This is a genomic window from Staphylococcus shinii (assembly GCF_017583065.1).
Taxonomy (GTDB): Bacteria; Bacillota; Bacilli; order Staphylococcales; family Staphylococcaceae; genus Staphylococcus; species Staphylococcus shinii.
The window spans coordinates 443,793-470,574 of record NZ_JAGEVL010000003.1 but is presented as its reverse complement, the minus strand read 5'-3'; the positions used below and the strand labels follow the sequence as shown (position 1 = coordinate 470,574).

The 26,782-nt window shown below is 32.1% G+C and carries 26 protein-coding genes; 9 read left to right on the top strand and 17 right to left on the bottom strand.

Annotation, left to right across the window (positions count from 1 at the left end):
- The first annotated feature begins 155 nt into the window (after positions 1–155).
- Both J5E45_RS06005 and J5E45_RS06000 read left to right on the top strand, forming a co-directional pair.
- Positions 156–890, top strand: a complete 735-nt coding sequence (locus tag J5E45_RS06005) for an NAD-dependent protein deacylase (RefSeq protein WP_101094146.1) — start codon at positions 156–158, stop codon at positions 888–890.
- A 419-nt stretch (positions 891–1,309) separates the two neighbouring features.
- Positions 1,310–2,053, top strand: a complete 744-nt coding sequence (locus J5E45_RS06000; RefSeq protein ID WP_208181822.1) for an amidohydrolase family protein — start codon at positions 1,310–1,312, stop codon at positions 2,051–2,053.
- A 386-nt stretch (positions 2,054–2,439) separates the two neighbouring features.
- Here J5E45_RS06000 and J5E45_RS05995 read toward each other — a convergent pair whose 3' ends face one another.
- Positions 2,440–3,291 (bottom strand): LysR family transcriptional regulator, encoded by an 852-nt coding sequence (locus tag J5E45_RS05995; protein ID WP_208181821.1) that lies wholly within the window; start codon positions 3,289–3,291, stop codon positions 2,440–2,442.
- 115 nt (positions 3,292–3,406) lie between these two features.
- On the opposite strand from J5E45_RS05995, the gene J5E45_RS05990 reads away from it, so the two are divergent.
- Positions 3,407–4,483, top strand: a complete 1,077-nt coding sequence (locus J5E45_RS05990) for an oxidoreductase (protein WP_208181820.1) — start codon at positions 3,407–3,409, stop codon at positions 4,481–4,483.
- Between the two features lie 338 nt (positions 4,484–4,821).
- On the opposite strand, the gene J5E45_RS05985 is transcribed toward J5E45_RS05990, so the two are convergent.
- The 8 genes from J5E45_RS05985 to licT form a co-directional block, all read right to left on the bottom strand.
- Positions 4,822–5,154, bottom strand: coding sequence for a winged helix-turn-helix transcriptional regulator (locus J5E45_RS05985; RefSeq protein ID WP_069793347.1), 333 nt, complete (start codon positions 5,152–5,154; stop codon positions 4,822–4,824).
- A gap of 241 nt (positions 5,155–5,395) precedes the next feature.
- A complete protein-coding gene (locus J5E45_RS05980; protein ID WP_069793346.1) occupies positions 5,396–6,253 on the bottom strand; it encodes an arginase family protein in 858 nt (285 codons plus the stop codon).
- A 286-nt stretch (positions 6,254–6,539) separates the two neighbouring features.
- Positions 6,540–7,958 (bottom strand): sodium:solute symporter family transporter, encoded by a 1,419-nt coding sequence (locus tag J5E45_RS05975; protein WP_208181819.1) that lies wholly within the window; start codon positions 7,956–7,958, stop codon positions 6,540–6,542.
- Positions 7,959–8,524: 566 nt separating this feature from the next.
- Entirely contained in the window at positions 8,525–9,199 is a 675-nt protein-coding gene (locus J5E45_RS05970; RefSeq protein ID WP_208181818.1) for a hypothetical protein, read from the bottom strand.
- A 79-nt stretch (positions 9,200–9,278) separates the two neighbouring features.
- Positions 9,279–11,090, bottom strand: a complete 1,812-nt coding sequence (locus tag J5E45_RS05965) for a purple acid phosphatase family protein (protein WP_208181817.1) — start codon at positions 11,088–11,090, stop codon at positions 9,279–9,281.
- A 270-nt stretch (positions 11,091–11,360) separates the two neighbouring features.
- Positions 11,361–12,785, bottom strand: coding sequence for a 6-phospho-beta-glucosidase (gene ascB / locus J5E45_RS05960; protein WP_237282802.1), 1,425 nt, complete (start codon positions 12,783–12,785; stop codon positions 11,361–11,363).
- On the bottom strand, positions 12,782–14,656 hold the full coding sequence (gene ascF, locus J5E45_RS05955; protein ID WP_208181816.1) for a PTS cellobiose/arbutin/salicin transporter subunit IIBC: 1,875 nt from the start codon (positions 14,654–14,656) through the stop codon (positions 12,782–12,784). The genes ascB and ascF overlap by 4 nt, the downstream gene beginning before the upstream one ends.
- Before the next feature lie 177 nt (positions 14,657–14,833).
- Positions 14,834–15,676, bottom strand: coding sequence for a BglG family transcription antiterminator LicT (gene licT / locus J5E45_RS05950; RefSeq protein ID WP_208181814.1), 843 nt, complete (start codon positions 15,674–15,676; stop codon positions 14,834–14,836).
- 259 nt (positions 15,677–15,935) lie between these two features.
- Here licT and J5E45_RS05945 point away from each other — a divergent pair, with 259 nt between their 5' ends.
- Positions 15,936–16,178 (top strand): hypothetical protein, encoded by a 243-nt coding sequence (locus J5E45_RS05945; protein ID WP_208181813.1) that lies wholly within the window; start codon positions 15,936–15,938, stop codon positions 16,176–16,178.
- A gap of 194 nt (positions 16,179–16,372) precedes the next feature.
- Here the strand turns inward: J5E45_RS05945 and J5E45_RS05940 are convergent, their stop codons facing one another.
- The 4 genes from J5E45_RS05940 to J5E45_RS05925 form a co-directional block, all read right to left on the bottom strand.
- Positions 16,373–17,110 (bottom strand): SDR family oxidoreductase, encoded by a 738-nt coding sequence (locus tag J5E45_RS05940; protein ID WP_039067967.1) that lies wholly within the window; start codon positions 17,108–17,110, stop codon positions 16,373–16,375.
- 193 nt (positions 17,111–17,303) lie between these two features.
- Positions 17,304–18,386, bottom strand: coding sequence for a flavin monoamine oxidase family protein (locus tag J5E45_RS05935; RefSeq protein ID WP_208181811.1), 1,083 nt, complete (start codon positions 18,384–18,386; stop codon positions 17,304–17,306).
- Between the two features lie 438 nt (positions 18,387–18,824).
- A complete protein-coding gene (locus J5E45_RS05930) occupies positions 18,825–19,214 on the bottom strand; it encodes a tautomerase family protein (RefSeq protein ID WP_208181809.1) in 390 nt (129 codons plus the stop codon).
- Between the two features lie 27 nt (positions 19,215–19,241).
- Positions 19,242–19,538, bottom strand: a complete 297-nt coding sequence (locus J5E45_RS05925) for a class II fructose-bisphosphate aldolase (RefSeq protein ID WP_272873970.1) — start codon at positions 19,536–19,538, stop codon at positions 19,242–19,244.
- Between the two features lie 122 nt (positions 19,539–19,660).
- On the opposite strand from J5E45_RS05925, the gene J5E45_RS05920 reads away from it, so the two are divergent.
- Positions 19,661–19,963, top strand: a complete 303-nt coding sequence (locus J5E45_RS05920; protein ID WP_318760568.1) for a DeoR/GlpR family DNA-binding transcription regulator — start codon at positions 19,661–19,663, stop codon at positions 19,961–19,963.
- Positions 19,964–20,143: 180 nt separating this feature from the next.
- On the opposite strand, the gene J5E45_RS05915 is transcribed toward J5E45_RS05920, so the two are convergent.
- The 3 genes from J5E45_RS05915 to cstR are packed head-to-tail and all read right to left on the bottom strand — an operon-like array spanning position 20,144 to position 21,792.
- Complete coding sequence (locus tag J5E45_RS05915; protein ID WP_101050614.1) at positions 20,144–20,752, bottom strand: class I SAM-dependent methyltransferase; 609 nt, start codon at positions 20,750–20,752, stop codon at positions 20,144–20,146.
- 24 nt (positions 20,753–20,776) lie between these two features.
- Positions 20,777–21,532 carry a sulfite exporter TauE/SafE family protein gene (locus tag J5E45_RS05910; protein WP_039067949.1) on the bottom strand — a complete coding sequence of 252 codons (756 nt, stop codon included), beginning with the start codon at positions 21,530–21,532 and terminating at the stop codon, positions 20,777–20,779.
- Complete coding sequence (cstR, locus tag J5E45_RS05905) at positions 21,532–21,792, bottom strand: persulfide-sensing transcriptional repressor CstR (RefSeq protein ID WP_017722250.1); 261 nt, start codon at positions 21,790–21,792, stop codon at positions 21,532–21,534. Before cstR ends, J5E45_RS05910 begins: the two co-directional genes overlap by 1 nt.
- A 138-nt stretch (positions 21,793–21,930) precedes the next feature.
- Here cstR and J5E45_RS05900 point away from each other — a divergent pair, with 138 nt between their 5' ends.
- From J5E45_RS05900 to J5E45_RS05890, 3 genes are all read left to right on the top strand, one after another.
- Positions 21,931–22,998, top strand: a complete 1,068-nt coding sequence (locus J5E45_RS05900) for a DsrE/DsrF/DrsH-like family protein (RefSeq protein ID WP_208181806.1) — start codon at positions 21,931–21,933, stop codon at positions 22,996–22,998.
- Between the two features lie 35 nt (positions 22,999–23,033).
- Entirely contained in the window at positions 23,034–24,368 is a 1,335-nt protein-coding gene (gene cstB / locus J5E45_RS05895; protein WP_208181805.1) for a persulfide dioxygenase-sulfurtransferase CstB, read from the top strand.
- Between the two features lie 313 nt (positions 24,369–24,681).
- Positions 24,682–25,011, top strand: a complete 330-nt coding sequence (locus tag J5E45_RS05890; protein WP_107548751.1) for a winged helix-turn-helix transcriptional regulator — start codon at positions 24,682–24,684, stop codon at positions 25,009–25,011.
- A 63-nt stretch (positions 25,012–25,074) separates the two neighbouring features.
- Here the strand turns inward: J5E45_RS05890 and J5E45_RS05885 are convergent, their stop codons facing one another.
- On the bottom strand, positions 25,075–25,539 hold the full coding sequence (locus J5E45_RS05885; protein WP_069793321.1) for an Lrp/AsnC family transcriptional regulator: 465 nt from the start codon (positions 25,537–25,539) through the stop codon (positions 25,075–25,077).
- Between the two features lie 123 nt (positions 25,540–25,662).
- Here J5E45_RS05885 and J5E45_RS05880 point away from each other — a divergent pair, with 123 nt between their 5' ends.
- A complete protein-coding gene (locus tag J5E45_RS05880) occupies positions 25,663–26,214 on the top strand; it encodes a cysteine hydrolase family protein (protein ID WP_039067942.1) in 552 nt (183 codons plus the stop codon).
- The last annotated feature ends 568 nt before the right edge of the window (positions 26,215–26,782 follow it).

Here is a 26,782-nt window from a genome sequence, read left to right as displayed (position 1 = left end):
TCTTAGTGAATTAGATGCCTTAAAATAGCCATAAACTTATTTGCTCTCAATTATACTTTTCCATATTTGCTAAAATAGTGCCTAATATTTAAAATTATATTAAGTATAATAAAATATTCATAACAACAGAGTATATTTTTAATGGAGTGATAAGTGTGAATCGTAATATTGAACAATTGAAAGATATCATTAACAATTCCAGTAGAATTACATTTTTTACAGGTGCTGGCGTATCTGTAGCAAGTGGTGTGCCTGACTTTCGGTCTATGGGTGGTCTGTTCGATGAAATTTCAAAAGAAGGTTACTCACCTGAATACTTGTTAAGTACTAATTATCTACAAGATGATCCAGAAGGATTTGTCGATTTTTATCATAAACGTTTACTTCTTGCCGATAAACAACCAAATACCATTCATCATTGGATTGCACAACTCGAAAAAGACCAACAATCTTTAGGCGTTATCACCCAAAATATCGATGGCCTTCATTCTGATGCGGGTAGTTCGAATGTAGATGAACTTCACGGTACTTTAAATCAGTTCTATTGTGTTAATTGCTTTAATAAATATTCTAAATCTTATGTCATGCAACATCACCTACGCCATTGTGAATCATGTGGCAGTATCATTAGACCTGATATCGTACTTTATGGAGAAATGTTAAATCAAAACACTATTTTTAATGCTATTAATAAAATTGAAACGGCTGATACATTAATTGTTTTAGGCTCATCACTCGTAGTTCAACCAGCGGCAGGTCTAATTTCAAACTTCAAAGGACAAAATCTTATTATTATTAATAGAGATGCCACACCTTATGATCATAATGCAGATTTAGTCATCAACGAAGATATGGTTTCAGTGATTTCAACGCTTAATCATGAAAGCTAAACCATATAAGAACTACTAGAAATTTAAAAAATACTGATTAATAACAAATAGTTATCAATAATCAACATTCAAGAAATTGGCTCAAAAATGTAAACATACCTAGGTGAGTTTTCTCATCAAGATATAAACTATCTAACATAAATAGAAAATCAAATTTTGCTTGTTCTAAAAGCTTTGGCTGTTCAATTGTTTTCGTTAAATTCCTCCGCATGCGTTAATGCATCTGAACGTTTACTACTCACAACTTGGTGGCTTAGATCAATCATTCTATATTTATAGAGTCAACTTACAATTTTCAAAAATTAAAATTGAACCTGAAAAGCTCCTATAATTTATACAAATGACTTATGATAATTAATAAATATTATTTCAACCTTTTCAGAAGTAGTATATTGTTGATAAAAACGGAGGGTTTAAAAATGAAAATTTTTGACTCACATTTTCACATTATTGATTTTAATTTTGATATAAAAGAAAACAATGGCTATTTGCCACCAAGTTATATGGTTGAAGATTACAAGCGTGAAACTAAAGATATCAACATTCAAGGCGGGGCTATAGTGTCTGGATCTTTTCAAGGCTTTGATCAAAAATATATTTTGAAAGCACTTAATGATTTGGGACCTGATTTTTACGGGGTTACCCAGTTACCTTACACAGTATCTGATGAAACAATCATATCTTTAAATAATAGTGGTGTAAAAGCGTTGAGATTCAACGTTAAACGTGGTGGTTCAGAAGATTTAGCGCATTTAAAGTATTTTGCAAAACGGGTTTATGATTTAGTAGGATGGCACAGCGAATTATATATTGATTCAAAAAATTTACCTGAACTTGAAAAAACACTTTTAGAACTTCCTGCTATTTCAATTGATCACCTTGGTCTGTCTAAGGAAGGTCTTCCTAATTTATTGAATTTAGTAGATAAAGGCGTTCACGTTAAAGCTACAGGGTTTAGTTGTGTAGATTTAAATATTAAAAATGCACTAAAACTAATTTATCAAACGAATCCTCACGCGGTCATGTTTGGCACAGATTTACCTTCTACGCGTGCAGCACAACGATTTTCTAGTGCAGATATTGATCTAGTTACAGAAATATTCGACGACGAAGCTTGTCATAAAATATTTTATCAAAATGCTTTAGATTGGTATAAAAAGTAAAATATAAACATAAGCAAAAATAAAGTCTCCATCATAGAGCCCTTCAAATCCACTTACTGGCACTGAAGATTTACGTTTTTTAACTCTGACATTACTGAAGTCGGAGTTTTGTATATAACATCTAAAAATCTCTTAACATATGTTGGCTTCCCAAAAGTGTTAAATACATTAACAGTTGTTAAATGAGTTTATCAAGCACATGGCGTTTCTTGCCCTTCATAATAGTATTACACTTAGGTAAGCAGCTTATTAACTAGGAAAACATTCTTGTACCTCAAAGATATTTTACTAGTTTTTATGTGATGAATTGTGCGTTTGATCACAACAATTTCATAAAATATATTTTATTTAGATACTTTTTTGTTCGCTGGTTCATACTTTTACTACTAATACCATCTTTTAGCACAATCTTTAATTGTTTCAATCATTGCTATTTCTGATGAAGACAATGTCTTAGATTGATGATAGACCAAAAATGTCGCAATACCTTTGTTATTTACATCTACTTCTTCTCCAGTAAATTGTTTACGTTCCAACTCTTTTTTTATTGAAAAATATGGGAAAATTGAAATACCTAACCCATGTTCTACACATTGTTTAATTGCTTCAATGCTTTGAAATTCAAAGCTATCTTGTACTTCCCAAGAATTAATTTTAAAGTATTCTTTCAGCATTGGTTGATAACTACAAAATTGGTCTGAATATAGCGCTGTATTTAAATTTTGCTTGGTATTACTATAAGCTAAAATCATTCCTTCAGTATTTAATTTTTCAATATAAAAAAGTTTATTTTGCCAATTTTCATTTTCTAATATAAGCGCTAAATCTATAACACCTTTTTGAAGATGTGCTTTAATATCGTTAGGTGCTACGGATTTCAAAGAAATTTGGACTTTAGGGTAATTTTTTTTATACATTTCTAAAATTTCTGGTATTCTACATATCATTAAAGATTCCGATATACCTATAGTTAGTCGGCCTTTGGGTTCATCATCTAAATCCTCAATTTGATAGTAGATTTGTAGTAATTGTTTCACATAAGGTAATAATTTCTCACCATAATTAGTGAGCGTGACATGATTACCTAAACGATTAAATAATTCGTGTTCAAGTTCTTCTTCTAAATTTTTTATATGTGTGGTTATAGTAGATTGGGCATAATCTAGCTGATCCGCCGCTTCTTTAAAACCTCCATGTTCTATAATACTTTTAAAAGTAATTAATTGACGAAATTCCATTTGTATCTCTCCTTCAAAAATATTGAACAGATGATTCAATGATTTCAATTTTACTAAACTCGCGACTAAAGTTAAAATGAATTTACTGAATTTATTAGAGGAGGTCAAGAACCTAATGTTTTTTCAACCATTAGATACTTTAAATGTTAAAAATAGAATAACTCTCGCACCTATGACGCGTATTAGTGCTACATTAAAAGCTATCCCTACATCTGAGATGCTGAATTATTATCGTTCTTTTGCTGAAGGTGGCTTTGGCTTAATAATTACTGAAGGTCTTTTTATAGATGAAACACATAGCCCTGGGTACCAACATCAACCTGGTCTTGTAACTCAAAATCAAATCGATGCTTGGAAAAGTGTCGTTGATGCAGCGCATGAAAACAGCTCTAAAATGATTGCTCAACTTATGCATGCAGGCGCACTCGTACATGGCAACGCATTTGGTTATACGTCTGTCGCACCTTCTTCAATTGTTCCTAAAGGAGAAAAAAGCGCAATGTATAATGGCGAAGGTAAATATCCAACGCCTGAAGCTTTATCTATTGAAGGTATAAAGAGTGTTGTACAAAGTTTTGTGAAAACTGCTAAAAATGCTCAATATGCAGGATTTGATGGTATTGAAATCCACGCTGCAAACGGATATTTATTAGACCAGTTTTTAACTACGTATACCAATCAAAGAAATGATGATTATGGCGGTTCGTTAGAAAATAGAATCAGAATTATATTAGAAGTAATTACAGCTATTAAGTCAGAAGTCTCATCGGATTTTATCGTGGGTATCCGTATTTCTCAAAGTAAGGTAAATGACTTTGACTACAAATGGGAAGGTGGCGAAAAGGATGCTCAATTTATTTTTGAAAATCTAGCTGACTCCGGCGTTGATTATATCCATACAACAGAGTATAAAGCTTGGCAACCTGCTTTCAATGATAATACGCTTTCGTTAGCTGCTCTCGCTAAACGTCATACTGATGTTCCCATTATTGCAAATGGGCATTTAGAGGATATTGAAACGGCGATAAGTATGCTCAAAAATAAAGAAGCGGATTTAATTGCGCTTGGTAAAGCTGCTTTAGCCAATCATACTTTACCTCAAAAAATACATGCAAATCAATCTTTAAATGAATTCAATCCAGATAAAGTTTTAAACCCTGACGCAACGCTTAAAGATTTTGAATTAAAATAATTTATTAATTATTTTAAATATTTCAGTTTTAATATGGCATTTTTCATTGGTAACAATTATTGTCATATAAGTTTAATAAAGCGTGTTTTATGAAGCGTTATCGACAGAAAGCGTTCAGTGTGCCGACCACATTTTAACTCGTGATAATAAGCTATATTATACGGCAAAGACAGTGAACTCACGTTATTAGTAAAACAACTATATATTTAATCAATTACAATATAAAGCCAGAGATATATTAGTTCTTTTTATCTCTGGCTTTTATAATTTAAGTGTCAAAAAAATTGATATAAATTAAAACGATACATAGTTAAATTTTAATACATTTTTTATCCTATTTAATGATCTAGGCCCCACTCACATATAGTTTCTAAAATTGGGATTAAAGATTTGCCTTTTTCTGAAAGTGAATATTCTACTTTAGGTGGTATTTGTGGGTATTCTGTTCTAATTATAATGTCGTTTGCTTCCAATTCTTTTAACTGTGTACTTAATGTTTTATAAGTTATAGTACCTATCATTCTTTTCAGCGCGTTAAATCGAACCTTTTCATTTTCAGCTATTAAATAGAGAATCACCATTTTCCATTTACCACCGATAATAGACATTGTATAACCAAAAGGCGTATCGTCAATATTTTTTACTTTCCCATGAAATTCTTGCATACTCATTAAATCACCACCCGTATACATCATTTTAACACTAAAGAAGGTTGAAACATAAATAATGTTTCAACCTTAAATATCGTATTAGCAGTAAATAATAAAAATGCAAATATACTTAGATCCAACTTTTAAATAGACATTTATACAATAACTTCAGCTTTTGTATTCTTTTTTCCTACACATACTTGATGGATTGGAGTGAAGAAATCATTTTATAAAAATATGATTTCTATCCCTTCCCCTTTAGTTACTCATTTTTTAACAACGGTAATTTATTCAATAGATTACGTAACGCGTTAGCATCCCAAGGCATATGTTCTGTAATACCTAAACCAACGACACTGGTATGCTTAGAAACATCATCAATGAGCCTGCCAATTTGCCCCAAATTCATTTCACCTTCAGCCCAGTTGATAGAAATTGGTTCTGGACTGGCAAAAATCTGGGAACGGAATCGGTTTGGATCCAATATATCGACATCAAAGTGAACGATTAAATGTCTAATACTGTTATCATTTATCCATTTTATAACAATATCACTATCTCCTTCAAAATCTTCAGGATATGCTACTTGGATGCCTAATGCTTCAATCCGTTCAGCCTCATAATCTTTTGGCTTAATACCAGCTAACATAACATTTTGAGGTTTCAATGGCATTTTCACTTTGTCAGCAAATGCTTGATCTCCTTCTCCTAATAAATTACCTAATACCATTGTATTGGCATTTTCCATTTCTTTCGGGGATGAAATATCCCCATGCGAGTCTATCCATAACACACCGACATCCCCACCATAACGTTCATTAAGATAAGCATAAGGTGCTTGTCCAACTAAACAGTCACCACCAAATATTACAATATTATCTGGTTGATGTTGCTCTATTAAATGTTCTGCTGATTGCAATTGTTTTAATAGTGCCTGACGTGCAACTACACCTTCCTCAGTTTTTAATAATTCAGGGTCTGATTCTATAGGAACCTCTACTAAAGGGTCATCGCTTTTTGGTGCTAACCACGATAAGAGTTCTGCTCCTAAAGCATATCCTGCCTCATTATTTCCACCTTGCCACTGTGGCATCAACATACGTAAAGTACTATTAGCCATTGTTCTTTCTCCCCTTTTCATATTTCGTTATTTATTATCTTAACCTACCTTTATTATATTACTCATATAATTTGATGTAAGTATGCACTTTTATGCCACCTACTATCTTAAATGATAGTAGACCCATTTTGAGTTATTCGCTTTTTTAAAATTGAATAGGAAAAAGCGTTCAATTATGTCTATCTAACAATATTGAACGCTTTAAGTATATGAATGCATATTTGCTATTTAATTTTTAGATTTTATATAATGAATTTCCGTTCAAATCTATAATATAAAGGGTACCTTAAACACGAACATCATCTTTCTTTCCAAATAATGTTACAAGTAATAATATTATAGTTGAAAGTGGTAAGCCAATTAATATTGGATGGAGACCAAAGGGATGACCAAGAATTTGCCAAACTATCGCAGAAATCAATCCACTCCACATGGCTAAATTACCAGCAAGCTTCGAAGGTTTTTGCCAAAACAACCCAAAAACTACAGGCGCTAGCAAACCAGAAACAGACATCGCGGTTCCTGTCACCATTAAATCTACTAATCCTGGAATCATAATTGCTAATATTAACGAAATTACAGATACTATCAATACAGATAGCTTGCTATACAACAGCATTTTCTTTTGGCTAAAACTTTTAATATTAGGCTTGATAATATCATTAGCAATAGACGAGGATCCTGCAATAAAAAAGGAATCGGCACTAGAAATAACGGCCGCTAATAAGACAATAACCATTACTACCACAATTGGAAACGGGAATACTTCTTGAATCACGTGATAATAAACTAGCGGTGTTTCAGTTATATTCATATTCAATCCAAACCTACTCAACACACCTATGAATACTGTTATCGCGCCTAATAATACTGCTATAATCATAGAAATCCAATAACCATTTCTTGCAGTTTTCAAATCTTTTGCTGCCCAAATACGTTGCCAAACGTCTTGCCTGATAAATTGATAAAAAGCTAATGTTAAAAGATAAATTAAAATCTCATTCGGTGTGATATTAATTAAACTCAGCATTTCAAGTTGATTAATATTCTGAGCATTAGTTTGAATATCGCTCCAACCGCCTGAATAATAAATAACTACAAAAAATAGTACTATCACTCCTATTGTAAGGATGACTCCTTGTACAACATCTTGCCATATGACCGCTTTCAAACCACCAAAATAAGTCTTTATCGATAGCAAAATCCATCCTATCACAATGCCAATTGTCATATTTAAACCAGTTGTTAAATTTAAAATAGAAGCAATTGCTACAAACTGCATGCCTGTCATTGCACAATAAGCAAAAAGAAAACTGATAACCGTAGGAATACGTGCTGATTCACCATAGCGAAGTGCAGTATAATCACCAATCGTTACCATATTATATTTTTCTCCTAATAATCTAATACGTTTTAAGAAAAATAGTGCAAGGATAATTACAGCAACCATCATTGTAATGTGAATCCATTGTTGCCCCATACCTAACGTGTAACCATTTTCCATATATCCTAAAAGTGTCGCCCCACCAACCCCTGTGCTAACGAATGTTAGTATAAGCGGAAACACTGAAACTGTTCTACTTGCCATATTATAGTCATCATAAGTTTTGATTTTCCCTTTTATATAAAAAGACATAAGTAATAAGAAAATAAAATAAATGATGATCGTAAAACCTAAAATATATTGTTCGTTATTATTAAACACATCGATATCTCCTTATAAAAATAAATTAGTTTACGAAATTTAAGTTTATCTTGTGTTTTTAATTAAAGCAATTTTTATTTTAAATATAACTTTTATATAACTTCTTGGACTAAAATTATTTTTTATACTATGAGTGGGGTTTTCATTAATTTTATAATTATTCGTAGTGATTTAATCTTTTGCTTCTTCTTTTAGTTGCTTAAATTTTATGTTTCGCTTTAATTTAGCTAGTATCAAAATAACACACCCCTAAAAGTTAGATTTTCAGTCCAACATTTGGGGGCGTATCATAATTTCCAATTTCAAGAGTATAGTTTTATTTATTTTGCGATTTCTTTTTTATCAATTATAAAATCTATTACTATAATACTTATTAGTCGTTATTATTTGTTTTTATTATGACTAACTAGCATCAAAGACCCGGCTCATGCATATAAGTTTATTAATAATGGAGTATTTGTTTCTTTGCCAGTATTAGTAATGATTTTTATTATCTTTGGCCTAGACTTCAATACCTTTTTTACTATCGCCAGAGATATAAGCTATTTCAATAAAGTTATAATAATTTACTCATATTTCTTCAATAATTTATTATAAAAATCGTTAAGTGCTTTATTATCACTAACTTTGAACATTTGATTTGGGTTTAAATTTGGATCTTTTCCATTATAATCTTTAGGTGCAAAACCAGATGATAGTGTAATATCTTTTGAATCAGTAAACGCATATTCATACACTTTGCCATTATCTGCAAATAGGTATTTAGTTACGGGTTTATTAATGTCAGCAACAGCACTATACCCTTCAATATTTGATAAGTTCTTGGCAGCTTTATCTATACCAGTTACCCCTTCATTTGATGTGTAAGTTACCGCACCCGTTACAGTATGTAAATCAAAAGCTTTCGGCCCTGGTTTCCCCCTATCACTTACTTGAATTTCCCCATCCTCAGTACCTGCATACCAATCTCCATCAGACATGCTTCCACTACCGAAATAGCGATTTGATACTGCCTTATTATTACTTTTCTCATGTTTAGCAAGCCACGACAAAACCTCTTCTTTAATTTCTTTTTTATCTTGGTCTGATATAGATGCTTCGGATGATGTTTCTTGGTTAGCACTTTTAGTAGCTTTATCATTTTTACCTGACTGTTGAGTTGCTTCTTTTTCATTATTACAGGCAGATAATACCAGACAAGATAAAAAGATTATTGTTAGGCATCTTAGTACTTGTTTCATTATTTATCAATCCTCAATTTCCTGGGAAATCAAGAGGCCTAAGCTAGATTATTATCCTCTAACTTAGGCGTTGATTTAATTATTTATTGTCTTTTTGAATGCCAAACTCATCAACTAGTTCAACATTACGCTGTTCACCTTTACTAATGTCACCGTTTAATTGATAAATTTTAACTTTCAATGTATTGCCCTCAACTTCATAGACTGAGAAGTTTTGTGAAGAAGAGTCACGGTTATTTGAGTGACTGTCTTTAAAGGCATCTGTTTCTTGAGGCTGTTTACCTAATTTAAATAGACTGTTATAGTGTTCTAAATCTTTTTCAGTTAACCAACTTAATTCTGGTCTCACTTTTTTAATATGTTCTAAAGAACGGTCGTAGATACTGTCGTATTCTTTTGTACCACCTGTATTTGGCAATACATATACAGAACCTTTTGGATTATCATAATATGTTACATTGTCTTGGCCAACAAATTGTTTAGTGTCTTCTTTTTTAGCATTTACGAAACTGTTTTTCGTCGAAGTATATTCTAGTGGATGTGTACGTGATAATACATGATCATGACCTTGTAAGACTAAATCTACATCTAAATCATCGATTTCTTTTGTTAACTCTTCTCTAATTTTCTTCACATCTTTATCTGATAAAGCATGATAAGACTTAGAATACATTGGTTTGTGTAAGTTTAACACTACCCAGTTCGAACCATTATCACGTGCTTTTTTGATATCTTTCTTAATCCATTCCATTTGTTTTTTGCCTATCGCTTTTTCGTCTGGATTGTCTTTAGATTTTTTGTTGTCATTTGTATTTGCAACAACCATGTGTGCGCCGTTGTAATCAAATGAATAGTAAGAACCGCCATTTACAGCGTCATTTTCTTTTGGTACGTTCACATGTTCATTAAATTTAGTTAATAGTTTTTCATCTTCTTCATTTAGTGCATATTCATCATGATTTCCTGCTGTGGCTACAACTGGTAATGACATGAATGATGGACGCGATTGTTTATATAAATCTTTCCATTCATCTTCAACTTCTGCTGTTTCAATAAAGTCTCCTGTGTGTAATGCAAAGCTAGGATCTCCAGCCGTTTGAATAGCATTTTTCAACGTATCTGCACCAAATGCAGCTTCATTTCTTACATTTTCATTCCAAAAAGCATTTTGCGTATCTGTATATTGTACGAAATTAAATGGATCGCCTTTTTTACCAGCTGTTTTAAACTGTCCAACTTGGCTCTTCTTACCATTATCACTTCCTACTTTATAGTAGTACTTTGTATTTGGTTTTAAGTCTTTTGCTTGTGCTTTGTATGTATACTCATCTTCAGTTATTAAGTTTGTTTTACCATGCTTGTCACCACTCATCCATTCTGGGCCACCAGCATGTTTATCTGTATAATAACCATTCACTTTTTCTTTACCATCTTTACCTTTTACTGGCTCACCTTCATCATTTTTAGCAATATCTTTAAAAATAATATTTCCATGTTTATCTCTTTCAAGGTACTTTGAATCTACTTTTTGAGCATTTGCATCAAATGTTTTGGCATTCTTAAAGTTTTTAGACTCTGATACCCATACTTTAGAATCATCAAATTTATCTGATGTATACCAGCTAAAACCCATTTCTGACTGTGGATTACCATTTATATTTGTAATAATTCGGTTCGGTTTATTTTGCTTTTTGATATCTTCAACTTTAGGCTTTTTATCTAAAAGTTTTATTTTGTTATTATTCTCTTGTTGGGCTGTTGGATTGGCATTATCGGTAGCTTCCCCTGATCCACTTGCGTGTGCTGCTTCTGGTGTAGCAATAAGACTAAATAATAAGACAAAACTCGCTGCAGTACGGAAAGCAATCGATTGATGTTTCTTCTGATTCATATTACTCCTCCTCTGACGATTCATATTACTCTTTCCTCACTACTTTAACATTACTATTTTAAGCCGATATTAATTACATATGTTATTTGTAAATATGACATTAAAACTATATATTCTTATAAATATACAAATAACAATTGATTTTAGTTATTTTTTATATGATTCGGAAATCGAAAACCCATAATGCCTTTGTTTTCTAAAATGAAAATAGCTAAATTACGCATAGAAAAATAAAAAGAACCAAATATAAATACTTGGTTCTCTAGCTATTTAAATTTTTATACCATTTTGTTGTATGACTTTTTTATACCAATCAAATGATTTCTTCTTTTTACGTTCTAAGGTGCCATTACCAGCATCGTCTTTATCAACAAATATCATACCATAACGTTTACTCATTTCACCTGTGGATGCTGATACTAAATCTATAATTCCCCAACTAATGTAACCAAGCAATGGTACACCGTCTTGAATGCCATCATGCATCGCTTGAATATGCTGTTGCATATAATCAATGCGATAGTCATCTTGGATACTGCCGTCTGCTTCTATGACATCTTTTGCTCCTAACCCATTTTCAACAACAAATAGTGGTTTCTCAAAGCGTTCATATATTTGATTCATCGTAATCCTTAAACCAAGTGGATCGACAACCCATCCCCAATCACTCATCTTTAAGTATGGATTTTTAGCCGATACTATTACATTACCTTCATTTTTCTCTACTCTTGTAATATCAGCAATAGATGTTCTAGACGCATAATAGCTAAACGCTACAAAATCTACGGTTTGTTTCAAAACTTCTTTATCATGGTCAGTAATATCAATTTGGATTCCTTTAGACTTAAATAATGATTCCATATAGTAAGGGTATTTCCCTTTAGCCTGGACATCTACAAAGAATGTATTCGTTCTTTCATCAATCATAGACTGCCAGACGTCTTCCGGGTTACAGCTGTACGGATAAAAACTACCGCCTGCAATCATGCAACCTATATGAGCATCGGGCGTGATACGGTGACATCTTTCCACAGCTTTAGCACTTGCAACTAACATATAATGTGCTGCTTGATATAACAATGTTTCCCTATCCTCATTTTCATCAAAATATAATCCACCACCCGAAAATGGGCTGTGTAACACAACATTAATTTCATTAAATGGAATCCAATAATCAACATATGAACCAAAATTTTCAAAACATGTTTCTGCAAATTTAATATATAAATCAATTGTTTCTCTATTTTTCCAACCATTGTATTGCTCAACGATCCCCATAGGAATATCAAAATGCGCCAATGTTACGAGCAAAGAGATATTATGTTCTTTACATGTTTTAAATAAGTTTGTGTAATAATCAATACCGGCTTGGTTAGGAGTTGCTTCATCTCCATTCGGATAAATTCTACTCCATGAAATAGATGTTCTAAAGACTTTCAATCCCATTTCAGCAAGCATAGCAATATCTTCTTTATAATGATGATAAAAATCAATACCTGTATGGCTTGGATAGTATTCTGTATCACTTAATTGCGATGCTTTATAACCTAATTTAATATCTTGTCTGTTTGGTCCATGTGGGATTAAATCTATATTACTTAGACCTCTCCCTCCAATATTCCATGCGCCCTCTGTTTGATTTGCTGCAATAGCGCCACCCCAAAGAAAATTTTCTGGAAAAGTTTTTATCGTCATTTTTTAACCACTCCTAATATTGATGTATTAGCACTAACGTCAACAGTATCGAAAGACGTAATAGAGTCATAATCATCTGTATTTGTAATTACTACAATCGTTGTCGGATCATAACCTGCTTCAATAATTTCAGTTAAATCGAAGGACCCGATAATCTCCCCACTATTCACATGGTCACCTTGTTCAACTGCCGATGTAAACGGTTTGCCTTCTAGCTTAACAGTATCAATACCTACATGAATTAGTACTTCAACACCATCGTCACCTGTAATTCCAACAGCATGCTTGGTAGGGAATACTGAGGTCACTGTTCCAGTTATTGGCGCATATATTTTATTTCCTGTTGGTTCAATCGCAACACTCTTACCAATCACTTCTCTACTAAATACATCATCTTCAACGCTATCTATGGGTTTCACTTTTCCTTCAACAGGTGCTTCAACAATCATATTGCCTTTTGTCTCTGCATCTAATAACTCATCTTCTGATTCTAGTATATCTTCAAACCCAAGTACCAACGTTAAAATAAATGATAGTACAATAGATAAAACCATAACGACAATAATCCATACGATACTCATAGGATTGTCTTGATCTATAAATTGTACACTTGTAAATAAACCAGGCGCTGCCATAGACCGACTCGCAAGCCCTGCTAGACCTGCAACCCCACCTGCAACAAATCCGGTAATCATTGACGCAATCATAGGACGTTTTAATCTAATGGCTACCCCATATAGTGCGGGTTCAGTTATGCCTGCAATAATTGCTGATGATGCCGCTGCTAATGAAGTTTGACGTAATTCTCTATTTTTAGTTTTAAACGCTACTGCAAGTGAGACCCCGCCAAGTGATAAATTCGCACCAATTTCAGATGGCATAACCATACCTTCTTTACCAGTCTCTGCAATAGTTTGTACAATTGTTGGTGTGAACACACGATGCATACCAGTCATAACCAATAAAGGCCATAATGCACCTACAATGGCTACTGCTAAGAAACCTAATTGGCCATGCACGAAGAATACAAATTGCGATAACCCTGTACCTATTAAAATTCCAGCAGGTCCAACAATAATAATCGCAATTGGCGCTGCAACTAACAAAATCAACATAGGTTTTAAAAAGTTTTTCATAACAATTGGCGTAATGTGATCGATTATATCTTCAATATATTTCAACAGCCAAGTCATAACAATAGCAGGAATAATTGTATACGTATATTTCACGGACATTACTGGTACGTATGCAAACGTTGCTGCTTTACCTTCAGCGGCTTTCTCCATAATTTCCATAAATACTGGATGAACCATAACCCCAGCTACTGCTAATGCCAAGAATACATTACTGTTAAATTTCCTAGCTGCTGATACTGCAACAAGCATAGGTAAGAAGAAGAATGGCGCGTCTCCAATGGTATTTAGAATATTAAATGTTGAACTTTCAGATGATAATATCCCAGTCATATTTAAAATCATTACTAACAATTTAATCATTGAACCACCGATAATAGCAGGTATTAAAGGTGACATTGTACCAATAATGGCATCTAAAATATTAATACCTATTTGTTTAGGCGTTAATTTTTTCTTTTCAACAGGTTCATTACTTTTAGCGCCTCCGCTCACTCCCAATTTCATTAAATCAGCATATGTTTGTGAAACATCATTGCCAACAATAACTTGATATTGTCCTCCTTGTTTGCGTAACCCCATAACGCCATCAAGATTTTTTATAGCTTCATCATTAGCCTTACTTTCGTCCTTTAGTACAAACCTTAAACGTGTCATGCAATGCGTTAAGTTTTTTACATTATCACTACCACCGATATTCCTTAAAATTTCATCAGCCATTCTGTAATCATTTCCCATTTTAGTCACTCCTATCTTATTTAGAACAATAAAAAAGAGACCTAAACCATAAATAGACATACTTATCCTCAGATGAAGTCATCTATTAATGGCTTAGGTCTCGCCTGCCGAACAGTTACAATCCTAAACAATTAATTGTTTATTTTGTTTTCTTAATATTAATCTACCACACAATCGTTAATTGTCAACGCTTTCATTTCTAGAAATTAATCTTTGTATATGAATCGTTAAGTATAATGCTTCGTCATGTGTCATTTCATACTGGTATTTTTTCATTAAAAATGATTCAATCTTCTTCACACATTTAAAAGCCTCTTTGTACTTTTCTTTCACAATTTCATAAAGTTCCATTTCACTTGTATTAAGTGAATTTTTAGCATAAATACGTTGGGCTAGAAATTTCAAATGTGTCACAAATCTAAAGTAAGTCAAACTTTCTTCGTCGAAGTCTATTCTAAAATGATATTTCACTAAGCTTAAGATATTTCGTACCATTTCAGTTACTTGATTGTAGTCTGCTAAGTTATTGTGTTCTGCATTGAGTAAATGAATCGCGATGAATGCCGCTTCATCAACTGGTAATTTGACCTCTGCACTTTCATCAATCCAGTCCAAAGCACGTATCCCAATCTCATACTCAGTAGGATAGAATTTTTTAATTTCCCATAATAAGCCATTCTTTATCGTCATACCTTCTTGTTGCCGTTCAATTGCAAAATTAATATGATCTGTAAGCGCAACATAAATTGTATCACTCAAATCTTTATGATATTCAACTTTAGCAACTTCAATAATCTTCTCAACTGCTTGTACAACCTCAATAGGCACTTCAATTAATAACGTTTTGAAACGTTCGGATATTTCTTGGTTATTTAAATCAAAAACCTTATCAATCTTTGATTCTTCAACGATATCTCCTTCTTGTTTTTGGAAACCAATGCCTTTTCCCATCACAACACTCTCTTGGTTATTTTGCATAACACTAATCACATTGTTATTTATGATTTTATTTATCTTCATATAACACCCCTTATGGTAGTAAATACATTCTGCCATATGGGTACTGGAAATATCAATATAATAGTGGCTGACGTATCAAACAGATATTTTCCTTCTTATTATTGATTACAATAATCTTCCTATTAAAAGTATATTTCGTTATATAATTGATAATAATTATTAATGAAATGTATATTCTTATATTCACACCAAATACGCTTCACACATCAAGATAATTAATTTATATAATGTTATAATTATATAAAAAGGAGTGTGCCCTATGGCTAATGGTTCAGAAGCGATTGTATGGAAACAAAATAGAGTTGCTAAGCAAATGATTAAATCAGAAGCTACTTCACCCGAAAATGCTAAAACTTATGACGATTTAAATATTAAGCACAAAAGAACCTTCAATAATTTATTGAAAAAAGAGGTCATCATCCAAATAGCAGATAAATATTACCTTGATGAAGATGCATGGGCAAAGTTCCGCAAGTCTTTTAAAAGATTATTTTTAATATAAGAAGACCATTTTAGAGTGACTGCTATACGGTATGTCTTAAATGTCGTTTTTACTGTTCCCCTTTAAAAGTGTATAGCTATAAAATAGGCTATTAAATTTCACTATGAAATCTAATAGCCTACTTACTGATTCCGAAATTTTAAATCGGATGCAGTTTATATATTTAATTACAATACTAAAGTGCTATTTTTGAATTATAGAATTTGACTACTTGGACGAATGATAAATTCGTTAACAGACGCATCCTCAGGTTCATTAATTGCATAGTTAATTGCTCTTGCAATAGCATCTGGTTTAATTGCATCTTCATATAATTTATCTACGCCTTTTTTAATTTCTTGATCACTAATGTGATCTGTTAATTCAGTATCGATAGCTCCTGGTGAAAGTATGGTAGTTCTAATATTTGAACCTACTGTTGATTCTTCTTGTCTTAAACCTTCAGTTATAGCTCTTACTGCATATTTTGTACCGCTATAAACTGCACTACCTGGGAAAACAGCATGACCTGCTACAGAAGCTAAGTTAATAATATGACCTGAATTTTGTTTTCTCATGTATGGTAATGCTGCTCCAATTCCATATAATACACCTTTGATATTAACATCTATCATTTGATTCCATTCATCTTGTTTGTTTTTGTCTAAGAAAGATTGTGGCATAAGGCCAGCATTATTGATTAAAACATCTACACGACCAAAATCATTATACGCTGTTTCAATTAATGTATTAACATCGTCGGCATTCGTCACATCTGTTTTTTGTATACTTACATTATTACCAATTTTCTGTTGGATTTCTTCTAATTTATCGATACGTCTTGCACCTAAAACAAGTTTAGCTCCATTTTCAGCTAGGAGACTTGCTGTTTCTTCACCGATACCACTAGACGCCCCAGTTATAACTACTACTTTGTCTTTTACATTATTCATTATATTACCTCCTTATACTAATAAAATTTAGTATATTCTTAATTATATTAATTAGTAAAATAAACTGTTTTAAATTTATAATAAATATAACTTTATGAAGTTGACATAAGAATACATTACAAAAGACTTATTAACAGAAAATCATTTTCAAAATCACGTTTTGTATTAATAAGAAATGTTTATATGTAAGTAACTATTTATAAGACATTAATTTTTTTATCTTATAGTATGCTTTTTCTGAAGATGATAGTGCACCTTCTAAGTGACCTCCATGTTGTTCATCATATTCAGTACCAGAAAAAATCATATTTTCAGCATATTTTGGAGGTTGTCCATAACTCGGGAAGCTTTCAATATTGAGTTTATCGCCTTCAGTTACTGTGTGCTTATCCTGAGACCAATCTTTGTAAAAAATATTATTATAATATTTTGCTTTAGGACCGAATAACCTAACGAGTTGGTCAATTACTTTATTATGAATAGATTCCTTATCATATTGATTTCGAATTGATGGAGGTAAACTGAAAAAGCCAAATAATGCACTTTCATCACGTTCGGTAGAGGCATCATATATCTCTCGTAGTGGTCCTGCCCAACTCACCACATTTCCAGATAAATTTTCATCTCTCCAAAATGCCTTATCAAAAGTTACTACGATTTTAGCTTGAGCCCCCATCCACGTAGGTTTACTAAGTAAATCTATTTGTATATTTTCAGGTAAAGATGGTTTAAAATTTATAGTTTCTAAAAGTAACCTAGGAGGTAGTGTTAAAACAAGGATATCTGCATTATAATTTATACGATTATTTTTAAGTTCATCATATGTATCCACTGTAATTGTGCCGTGTTTATTTTTAATAACTGATGTCACTTTCTTATTTAATTCAATATTACTAGGTGATATACTATCTTTTAATACATTAACTAATGCACTAATACCCCCAACAATTCTCCTACTTTTATTATTAAGTTCATTAGCCTCAACATATTTCGGTGTTTGATGTTTTGATAATTCTAATAAACTAAATCCTTCATTATATTGCTCGATAGTAGGAATATTTAACTCAGTTATTAAGTTTGTAATCGTTTTTTCCGTATCGGGCCAAAACCAAGTTGGGCCTAAATCAAAATAATTGTTATCTTGATTATGCGTTAAAACTCTCCCACCTACTCTTTCTCTCGATTCTAATATTTTAAAAGATATATCTTCTTTTGCAAGTAAAGATCCTAAGCGAAGGCCACTAACGCCCCCGCCAATAATTAAAACTTTAGTCAATATACACACCTCTTTTTGAAAATTCAGTCAATTATATCATATTTATTATGACAATAACTATATATAGGGCCCAGATAATCAACTCCGCCTCTAACAGCTCCCCCGCTTGCACAAAATGCGAGTTTAAATAGTCAATATGATAATCATCTTAAATCGTATAATCATCGCTGTCAGTTTGAACAAGGACATCTTTTGTACCTAAGTTGTTTTCAACTATAAATAAAGGCAATTGATACCAATCGTATAATTGATTTAACACATATATTTAAAATTGCCTTAATCAGCAGTTTATATTCAACATAAACTAGGATACTCACTCCCCGATAGAATTAAGGGAAACGAGTATCCTAGTAAGTAGTTTTTATGAATTTTCCATTTCAAATTTCAGTTTTCCGACGAAGATAGAAAATGTTATTAAAATTCTAAATAATTGCTTTCTCAAAGCGTACCATTTAGAAATTGAGCTTCTCCATTAAAGAAACTCCAATCTTCATCTGTATTTTCAATCAAACTAAACATGATGTCTTCTTTACGTATGCCCATGTCGTCATGAAGCTTATTTGTTAACTCACTATAGAAACTTTGTTTTTGTTGCTGCGTCCTTGGTCTTGTAATAATTGTAAACACAATTACATTCTTTGTTCGTTCTACACCTAAACCTGTATCCAAAATTTGCATTTCATAATCTTCATGTTGATTAACTATTTGATACCTGTCGCCTTTGGGTGCCTTAAATGTATCTAGCATAACTTCATAAGAGATATTTAATATTTTCTTTATTTCTTCTCTTTCTCTTCCTTTTATTAAATCAATTTTCATTAATGGCATTTTGAATCGACCTCCCTATATATTTAGTTATACCCGGTTATGAGACGTACATTTGTAAATAATAGATTTAATCGTTTCTACCATCGCTATTTTACTTGGTTTTAGAATTTGTTGTGGATTAAATAACGACTTATCTTGGTTAAGTGTTTGTCTTAGTTGATTACTCCAGGCGATATTGATTTCTGAATTAAAATTAATTTTGGCATGACCTAAGTGTATTGCTTTTAATAAGTCTTCATTTGAAATACCTGATGCCCCATGTAGCACTAGTGGGATATCAATGGCATTTTGTATGGATTTCATTTCTTCAAATCCTAAATCCAATCCTTAATAAGCTATTAATTTGATGTAAGATTAATGACGATTAAATAGATACCTCCAATAAGTCAAATTATTGTTAAATTAAAAGCTAGATAGCCTTTTTTTGTAAGAAACGATGATCATTTATAGGTATTGATTCTAATATGTTGCTAGAAAAATTCAATATTAATAAATCTTTTATGTCAGCAACAGGTGTTGATATTCAAAATGGATTATCTAATTCTGAGATGGAAGAAAATTTAATAAAGCAATATATTACTAGCAAAGCCACAGAAACATTTATCTTAGCCGACCATAGTAAAATGGGGAAATCCACTTTACTCACGTATTGCGATTTAAGCGATATTAACAAAATGTTTACCGATAAAATTCCTCCAAAAGACATCAATGATTTTTGCCAAAAACATAACATAGCTGTTTATTTTTAGCGATGGATTTCAAACATTATAAAGCGCCATGTAACAAATCATTTATTGCAGTGATTTATTACATGGCGCTTTTGACTATATAAAAAAGTCAATTTCTATACTAACTCGATAGAAATTGACGCTTATTTTTAATCAAAGTCATTTATTTCATGGACTCTGTTATCATCTTATACTCAAATATTATATTTTTTCTATATAGCCTTGGATTATAGAACCTGTCCCAGTATGTTTAATACCTTCATTACGATAAACCTCATGCTGTTCTAATTGATGAATTTTAACAGGTAAGTGTTTTAAATAAGCTTCGATTTCATCAATAGTATATAACATGGATTCGTCTTTAGGACCGCCAGTGCCATATGCTAATTGTTCTTTTGAATAAAACTCAAAGTAACTATAACCCCCTACGACTAATGATTGAATGAGGTTATTGAACATCTCTTGTTTGCCTTCATTAGGCACATGACCAAAGATATTAATACTATAGTCAAATGATGACTGAGGCGCTAAATTAGGTTTTGTGATGTCTCCATAATTTGCATCTATGACAACATGTGCTTCGCTCGCTAATTGGTATTGTTTATTAATCCCCACTTGCGACATATCATAAGTCGTTATATCATACCCAAGTTTTGCTAGATATATCGCGTTACGGCCTTCACCTTCTGCAAGTAATAAAATTTTCTCATTATTGTCTGTTTGCTTTTTAAAAATATCTTTGACAAATGAATTCGCTTCTTTGCCATAAATATATTCTTCTGAATCAAATTTTTCATCCCAGTGATTCACTTTAAAGCCCCCTTTTTAAATTAATTAAAATACAAGTTGTATAATTGCAATCGCGATCAAGATACTAACAATGCTTTTTTGAACAATGTCAGGTACCCTGGAACCTACTTTTAGTCCTATAGGCGCAAAGAGCATGCTTCCAATTATTAAAAATATTGCACTTTCGATAGGGATATAGCCTTGTATGAATTTAATAATAAAAGCCCCTATCGATGAGATGAAAGCAATGACGATACTGTTAGTCACTACTGTGTTCATTGGCAATTTGAATAAAACTAATAATACGGGAATAATAATAAATGCACCGCCTGCACCTACAATGCCTGACACTACACCAATCACAAACCCTACTAAGATAAGTAAAACAGGTTTGAATCTAACCTCTTGGGAAACAGATTTAACTTTAATAAACATTAATAGTAATGCAACTAAAGCGATGATTATATATATAGTGTTGATAAAAGTAGCGTTAAATAAATTAGCTAGCATTGCTCCGAATATGCTTCCAATAACCATACCCCCACCCATATTCATTACAAGTTTAGGTGAGAATTCGGCTTTCTTTCTCGCTTTAAATGAACCGCTGAGTGTACTAAAAAACACTTGACTAGAAGTGAGACCCGAAGCAATATATGCGCTATAGACAGGAGCACCTAATAATGATGGTAACAACAAAATAGCTGGATAAATAATAATGGCTCCTCCTATGCCTACCAAGCCAGATATAAAACCTCCGAATACGCCAATCAACAACATCGCTATTATATTGAGCATGTCCATTATTTACTTTTTACTAATAAATTCACAGCTTCATTAATCATTTCTTGAGAACTTTCTCCCTTATCATCGGCTGCTTTTACACATTCTATTAAATTTTCACTTATAATAACGCCCATCAAACGTTGGATTGAGCTCTTTGATGCACTGAGTTGCGTAATGACGTCTTTACAATCTTTTTCTTCTTCCATCATTTTAATAACACCATTTAATTGGCCTTGTATTCTATTGATGCGATTTACCATTTGTTTATTATAATCCATATTAGTTTCCTCCGATTTTAAATTGAATATATTTATAGTAATAAATTTACAGTAAATTGTCAAATACCTAGAGGGGTATTTGACTTAAGTTGTTTTCAACTGTTATTATACCCCTATAGGTATCTAGAGGAGGATAATATGAAACAATATCAAGAGCAACATATTAACGAATTAAGTAAAGTGGAGTTAGAGCAATTGGCGAAAAAAGGACAATTGATTGATGTTAGAACACCAGAAGAATACAAATTAGGCCGTATTGATGGTGCAATATTACATTCTGTAGAAAATATTGACACATTCGCTAAGAACAAGGATAAAACTTATTATATCTACTGTAAAAGTGGTAACAGAAGCGCTAAAGCAAGCGAATATTTAGCTAAACAAGGTTATGACGTTGTGAATTTAGACGGTGGTTATACAGCTTATGAAAAACAAAATATTGATTATGATGATGTGGTAGAAGAGAATAATAAATCACTCAAACCGAACCGCAAACAATTTAATTTTAATGGTCTTCAGTGCCCGGGCCCAATAGTTAATATTAGTAAAGAAATTAAAAATATTGAAATTGGTGACCAAATCGAAGTGACCGTCACTGATCCTGGTTTTCTTAGTGATATTAAAAGCTGGTCGAAACAGACAGGACACTCACTTGTAAAGCTGAATGAAAATAACAATGAAATTAACGCCGTTATTCAAAAAGAAAAACCAAAAGAACTGGAAGTAAATCATACCGATAAAGGTACGACTATCGTTTTATTTAGTGGTGAATTAGATAAAGCGGTGGCAGCAATGATTATTGCAAACGGTGCTAAAGCTGCCGGCAGATATGTAACTATCTTTTTCACTTTTTGGGGACTTAATGCATTGAAAAAAACACAAGCAACTCATGTTAAGAAGAAAGGTATTGCAAAAATGTTTGATTTTATGTTGCCTAAGACACCAGTACGCATGCCATTATCAAAAATGAACATGTTCGGTTTAGGTAATATCATGATGCGTTATGTTATGAAAAAGAAAAATGTTGATTCCTTACCGTCACTTATAGACCAAGCAATTGATCAAAACATCAAGTTAATCGCATGTACTATGAGTATGGACGTTATGGGCATTACAAAAGAAGAACTTAGAGATGAAGTCGAATATGGTGGCGTAGGGACTTATATTGGTGAAACAGAACAAGCCAGTCACAATTTATTTATTTAATAAACTAAACTATATTTTTAAAAAGGGAGATTTTTATGTTTTTCAAACAATTCTATGATAATAATTTATCTCAAGCATCTTATTTAATTGGATGTCAACGTACAGGAGAAGCGATGATTATTGATCCAATACGAGACTTAACAAAATATATGGAAGTTGCAGATGAAGAAGGTTTTACAATTACACAAGCTGCTGAAACGCATATTCATGCTGACTTTGCTTCAGGTATTAGAGACGTTGCGGAAAAATTAAACGCAAGTATATATGTATCTGGTGAAGGTGACGATGACTTGAATTATAAAAACATGCCACAACAAACCCATTTTGTTAGACATCAAGACACTATTTATGTAGGAAATATTAAATTAGAAGTCTTGCATACACCAGGTCATACCCCAGAGAGTATCAGTTTCTTACTCACTGACGAAGGCGGAGGTTCTAATATACCGATGGGGCTATTTAGTGGCGACTTTATCTTCGTTGGTGATATAGGTAGACCTGATTTATTAGAAAAAGCAGTACAAATGAAAGGCTCAACAGAAGTCGGTGCCAAACAAATGTATCAATCTGTAAATAGTGTTAAAGATTTACCAGATTATATTCAAATTTGGCCAGGCCACGGTGCAGGTAGTCCATGCGGTAAAGCTTTAGGGGCAGTACCGATTTCTACGTTAGGTTACGAAAAAATAAACAACTGGGCCTTTAATGTAACTGAGGAAGCAACGTTTATTGAAACATTAACATCAAATCAACCAGCTCCACCGCATCATTTTGCCCAAATGAAACAAATTAACCAATTTGGTATGAACATGTATCAACCATATAATGTTTACCCTAGCTTAAACAATGAAAGAATCGCATTTGATCTTCGTAGTAAAGAAGCTTTCCATGGCGGTCATGCGCAAGGAACTATCAATATTCCTTATAATCACAACTTCATTAATCAAATTGGTTGGTATTTAGACTATAATAAAGATATAGACTTAATCGGTGATAAAGCTACGGTTGAAGAAGCAGTGCATACTTTACAGTTAATTGGTTTTGAAAATGTAGCAGGTTATCGTTTACCACAAACAACAATCATGACATCTTCTATTCATAGCGCGGATATGACCGGCAAAGAAACCAATGTGCTAGATGTGCGTAACAATGAAGAATGGAACCAAGGTCATTTAGAACAAGCGGTGAATATCCCTCACGGAAAATTATTAAATGAGAGTATACCTTTTGATAAAAATGATAAAATATACGTTCATTGTCAATCAGGAGTTAGAAGTTCGATTGCAATCGGTATACTAGAATATAGAGGTTTTACTAATATTGTAAACGTTAGCGAAGGTTATAAAGACTTTCCATTATCATTGAAATAAATCTAATCAAGATTCAGGGTATAAAATATTTGGTTAATAAATAAAAGTCAATTTCTATTGAAATAATATATTCAAAAATTTAATCAGTTCACAATGATAGCTATGTTAAAAACAAGGCATCATTCAGTGCCATATCTACAGAGAGAAATGGTTACTGATGATGCCTTATCTTATATATCACTTTGGGGACTACCATCCTATTCGCCTATATATTCTATGTTATGTCTATTGAATAATTAAGTGACATAAACAATGAATTTTAAAGCTATTGTAAGGCGCCCTTTATAATATCGACACAAAAGGAAGTGTAAGCATAGCAAACATTAATCATCATAGTCATTTGAACGATACGTATTTTGATTACACGCTCTCAATTATCAACGGAAAATGGAAATTAACCATTATTTACTATTTATCTACGTATGAAGTGGTACGCTTCAATCAACTCAAACGCTATTTAGGCAAAATCACATACAAGACGCTTAGTGACTCTTTAAAAGAATTAGAACAAGACGGTCTCGTAAACAGAAGAGCTTTCCCCCAAATACCTCCTAAAGTGGAATACAGCCTAACTGAAAAAGGCAAATCCCTATGGCCAATTATTGAAAATATGTGTAGTTGGGGTGAACAAAATAAATATTAATATTATGATTAATTTTGCATATACAAATGGACGCTAACACTGTAATAAATGTTAGCGTCCATATTATTTTTCAAAATAATTTAAGTAATATTGCTCGTTAAATTGGTCATCCTTTTTGAGTTGATTTACTGATAAATATAAAGAATAATTTCCATATTCTAACAGTTTCTGTAGTAACGTATTCAACTGTTCATTCGAAGATACTTTAAACTTCAAATGATAACAACCGTCCCCTGAAATTCTATGTGCTTCTATTATGTCATTACAAGTCGTTACGAAATCAATAAAATGACCATGTTGTGTCGTCTCCATATATATTATTAAGAAACCCAGCATTCCATTTTTGATAGTTTCTTCGCTAATATTTATGGTATATGACTTTATAATACCTTCATCTTCCATTTTACGAATACGGTTACCTACTGCTTGACCTGTCATGTGTATCTGCTCTCCTATATCTTTCCATTGAGTACGTGAATGATTTGCTAGTATTTTCAATATTTGTATATCAGTACTATCTATTTTCATTGTTGGATTTCCTTTCATCAAGCAAGTTTTTTCATCTAATTCATTTCATAGACCTATCGATAACGAATCGTTTTTAATATATCATTATAATTGTATACTAAATTCAGTAAAGGATGGATAAATATGAATACAGCTTTAATTATTGTCGATATTCAAAATGATTATTTCCCAGGTGGTAAATACCCATTAAGTAATCCTGAAAATGCAGCCGAAAATGCTCAAAAATTATTAACGTGGTTTAGAGAAAATCTTAGTGAAAATATTTTCCATGTTCAACATATTGCGCCTGATGAATCATTAGGATTTTTCGCTCCTGATACCGAAGGTGCAGAAATTCGAGAAGTAGTACAACCAAAAGATGATGAAACACTTATTATTAAACAATTCCCTAACAGTTTCGTTAATACGGACTTACATGATAAATTACAAGCTCAAAATATAGAACATGTTGTAATTGTTGGTATGATGACACATATGTGTATTGATGCTACTGCAAGAGCTGCAGCTGATTTAGGTTATAAAGTATCCGTCGTTGAAGATGCATGTGCTTCACGTGAATTAACTTATAACGAGCATGTGGTTAAAGCAGAAGATGCTCACTACGCATTTATCAGCGCGTTAGACTTATTATATGCTGATATTTATACAACAGAAAACTTTATTCAACAACAATAAAGTTAGCTTGCAGATTCATTTAAATAAAATAAGACTATATAAAGAAAAACTTTAATTTATAGTATATCTTTTTGTTTTTCTTTATAAAATGATACCCTGGCTCTATTGTAAACAGGACTGGTATAAAAATCAGTCCTGTTTTTTGATACAAAAAAAGCGCAAAAATCTCTATAATTTAAATGTCCTACCAAATAAACTAAGGAGAGATTATGCGCTTATGAATTATTTTATATCAAAAACACTTAGAATTGAAGACCCTAATATTATTTTCGACAATAAACTGAGAGAAATTGAATATCAAGGACAAAGGTTTAAGTGTTATTATGCGAAATTTTTACATACTCCTAATTGTTGTGAAAGTTGTGTTGTATTAAATAAAAACTACACTATTGTAAAAATGGGTTTAAAGTTTCTAGGATAACAATTCCAAAAGCACCTGAAATAAACGTATTTTTAATCCTACAAAATTTTTATTACTACTCTTAATAAAACAGACCACAGCAAAGTATGTTTGTAATTATATTATCTATATGTATTCGTAGGATTCATTGCTTCATTAATTATTGCC

Excerpts from the sequence above, each read along its gene's own strand:
- J5E45_RS06000 (WP_208181822.1), top strand. The coding sequence starts at position 1,310 with ATGAAAATTTTTGACTCACATTTTCACATTATTGATTTTAATTTTGAT.
- J5E45_RS05995 (WP_208181821.1), bottom strand. The coding sequence starts at position 3,291 with ATGGAATTTCGTCAATTAATTACTTTTAAAAGTATTATAGAACATGGA.
- J5E45_RS05990 (WP_208181820.1), top strand. The coding sequence starts at position 3,407 with ATGTTTTTTCAACCATTAGATACTTTAAATGTTAAAAATAGAATAACT.
- J5E45_RS05985 (WP_069793347.1), bottom strand. The coding sequence starts at position 5,154 with ATGAGTATGCAAGAATTTCATGGGAAAGTAAAAAATATTGACGATACG.
- J5E45_RS05980 (WP_069793346.1), bottom strand. The coding sequence starts at position 6,253 with ATGGCTAATAGTACTTTACGTATGTTGATGCCACAGTGGCAAGGTGGA.
- J5E45_RS05970 (WP_208181818.1), bottom strand. The coding sequence starts at position 9,199 with ATGAAACAAGTACTAAGATGCCTAACAATAATCTTTTTATCTTGTCTG.
- J5E45_RS05965 (WP_208181817.1), bottom strand. The coding sequence starts at position 11,090 with ATGAATCAGAAGAAACATCAATCGATTGCTTTCCGTACTGCAGCGAGT.
- ascB (WP_237282802.1), bottom strand. The coding sequence starts at position 12,785 with ATGACGATAAAAACTTTTCCAGAAAATTTTCTTTGGGGTGGCGCTATT.
- ascF (WP_208181816.1), bottom strand. The coding sequence starts at position 14,656 with ATGGGAAATGATTACAGAATGGCTGATGAAATTTTAAGGAATATCGGT.
- licT (WP_208181814.1), bottom strand. The coding sequence starts at position 15,676 with ATGAAGATAAATAAAATCATAAATAACAATGTGATTAGTGTTATGCAA.
- J5E45_RS05945 (WP_208181813.1), top strand. The coding sequence starts at position 15,936 with ATGGCTAATGGTTCAGAAGCGATTGTATGGAAACAAAATAGAGTTGCT.
- J5E45_RS05940 (WP_039067967.1), bottom strand. The coding sequence starts at position 17,110 with ATGAATAATGTAAAAGACAAAGTAGTAGTTATAACTGGGGCGTCTAGT.
- J5E45_RS05930 (WP_208181809.1), bottom strand. The coding sequence starts at position 19,214 with ATGCCATTAATGAAAATTGATTTAATAAAAGGAAGAGAAAGAGAAGAA.
- J5E45_RS05910 (WP_039067949.1), bottom strand. The coding sequence starts at position 21,532 with ATGGACATGCTCAATATAATAGCGATGTTGTTGATTGGCGTATTCGGA.
- cstR (WP_017722250.1), bottom strand. The coding sequence starts at position 21,792 with ATGGATTATAATAAACAAATGGTAAATCGCATCAATAGAATACAAGGC.
- J5E45_RS05900 (WP_208181806.1), top strand. The coding sequence starts at position 21,931 with ATGAAACAATATCAAGAGCAACATATTAACGAATTAAGTAAAGTGGAG.
- cstB (WP_208181805.1), top strand. The coding sequence starts at position 23,034 with ATGTTTTTCAAACAATTCTATGATAATAATTTATCTCAAGCATCTTAT.
- J5E45_RS05885 (WP_069793321.1), bottom strand. The coding sequence starts at position 25,539 with ATGAAAATAGATAGTACTGATATACAAATATTGAAAATACTAGCAAAT.
- J5E45_RS05880 (WP_039067942.1), top strand. The coding sequence starts at position 25,663 with ATGAATACAGCTTTAATTATTGTCGATATTCAAAATGATTATTTCCCA.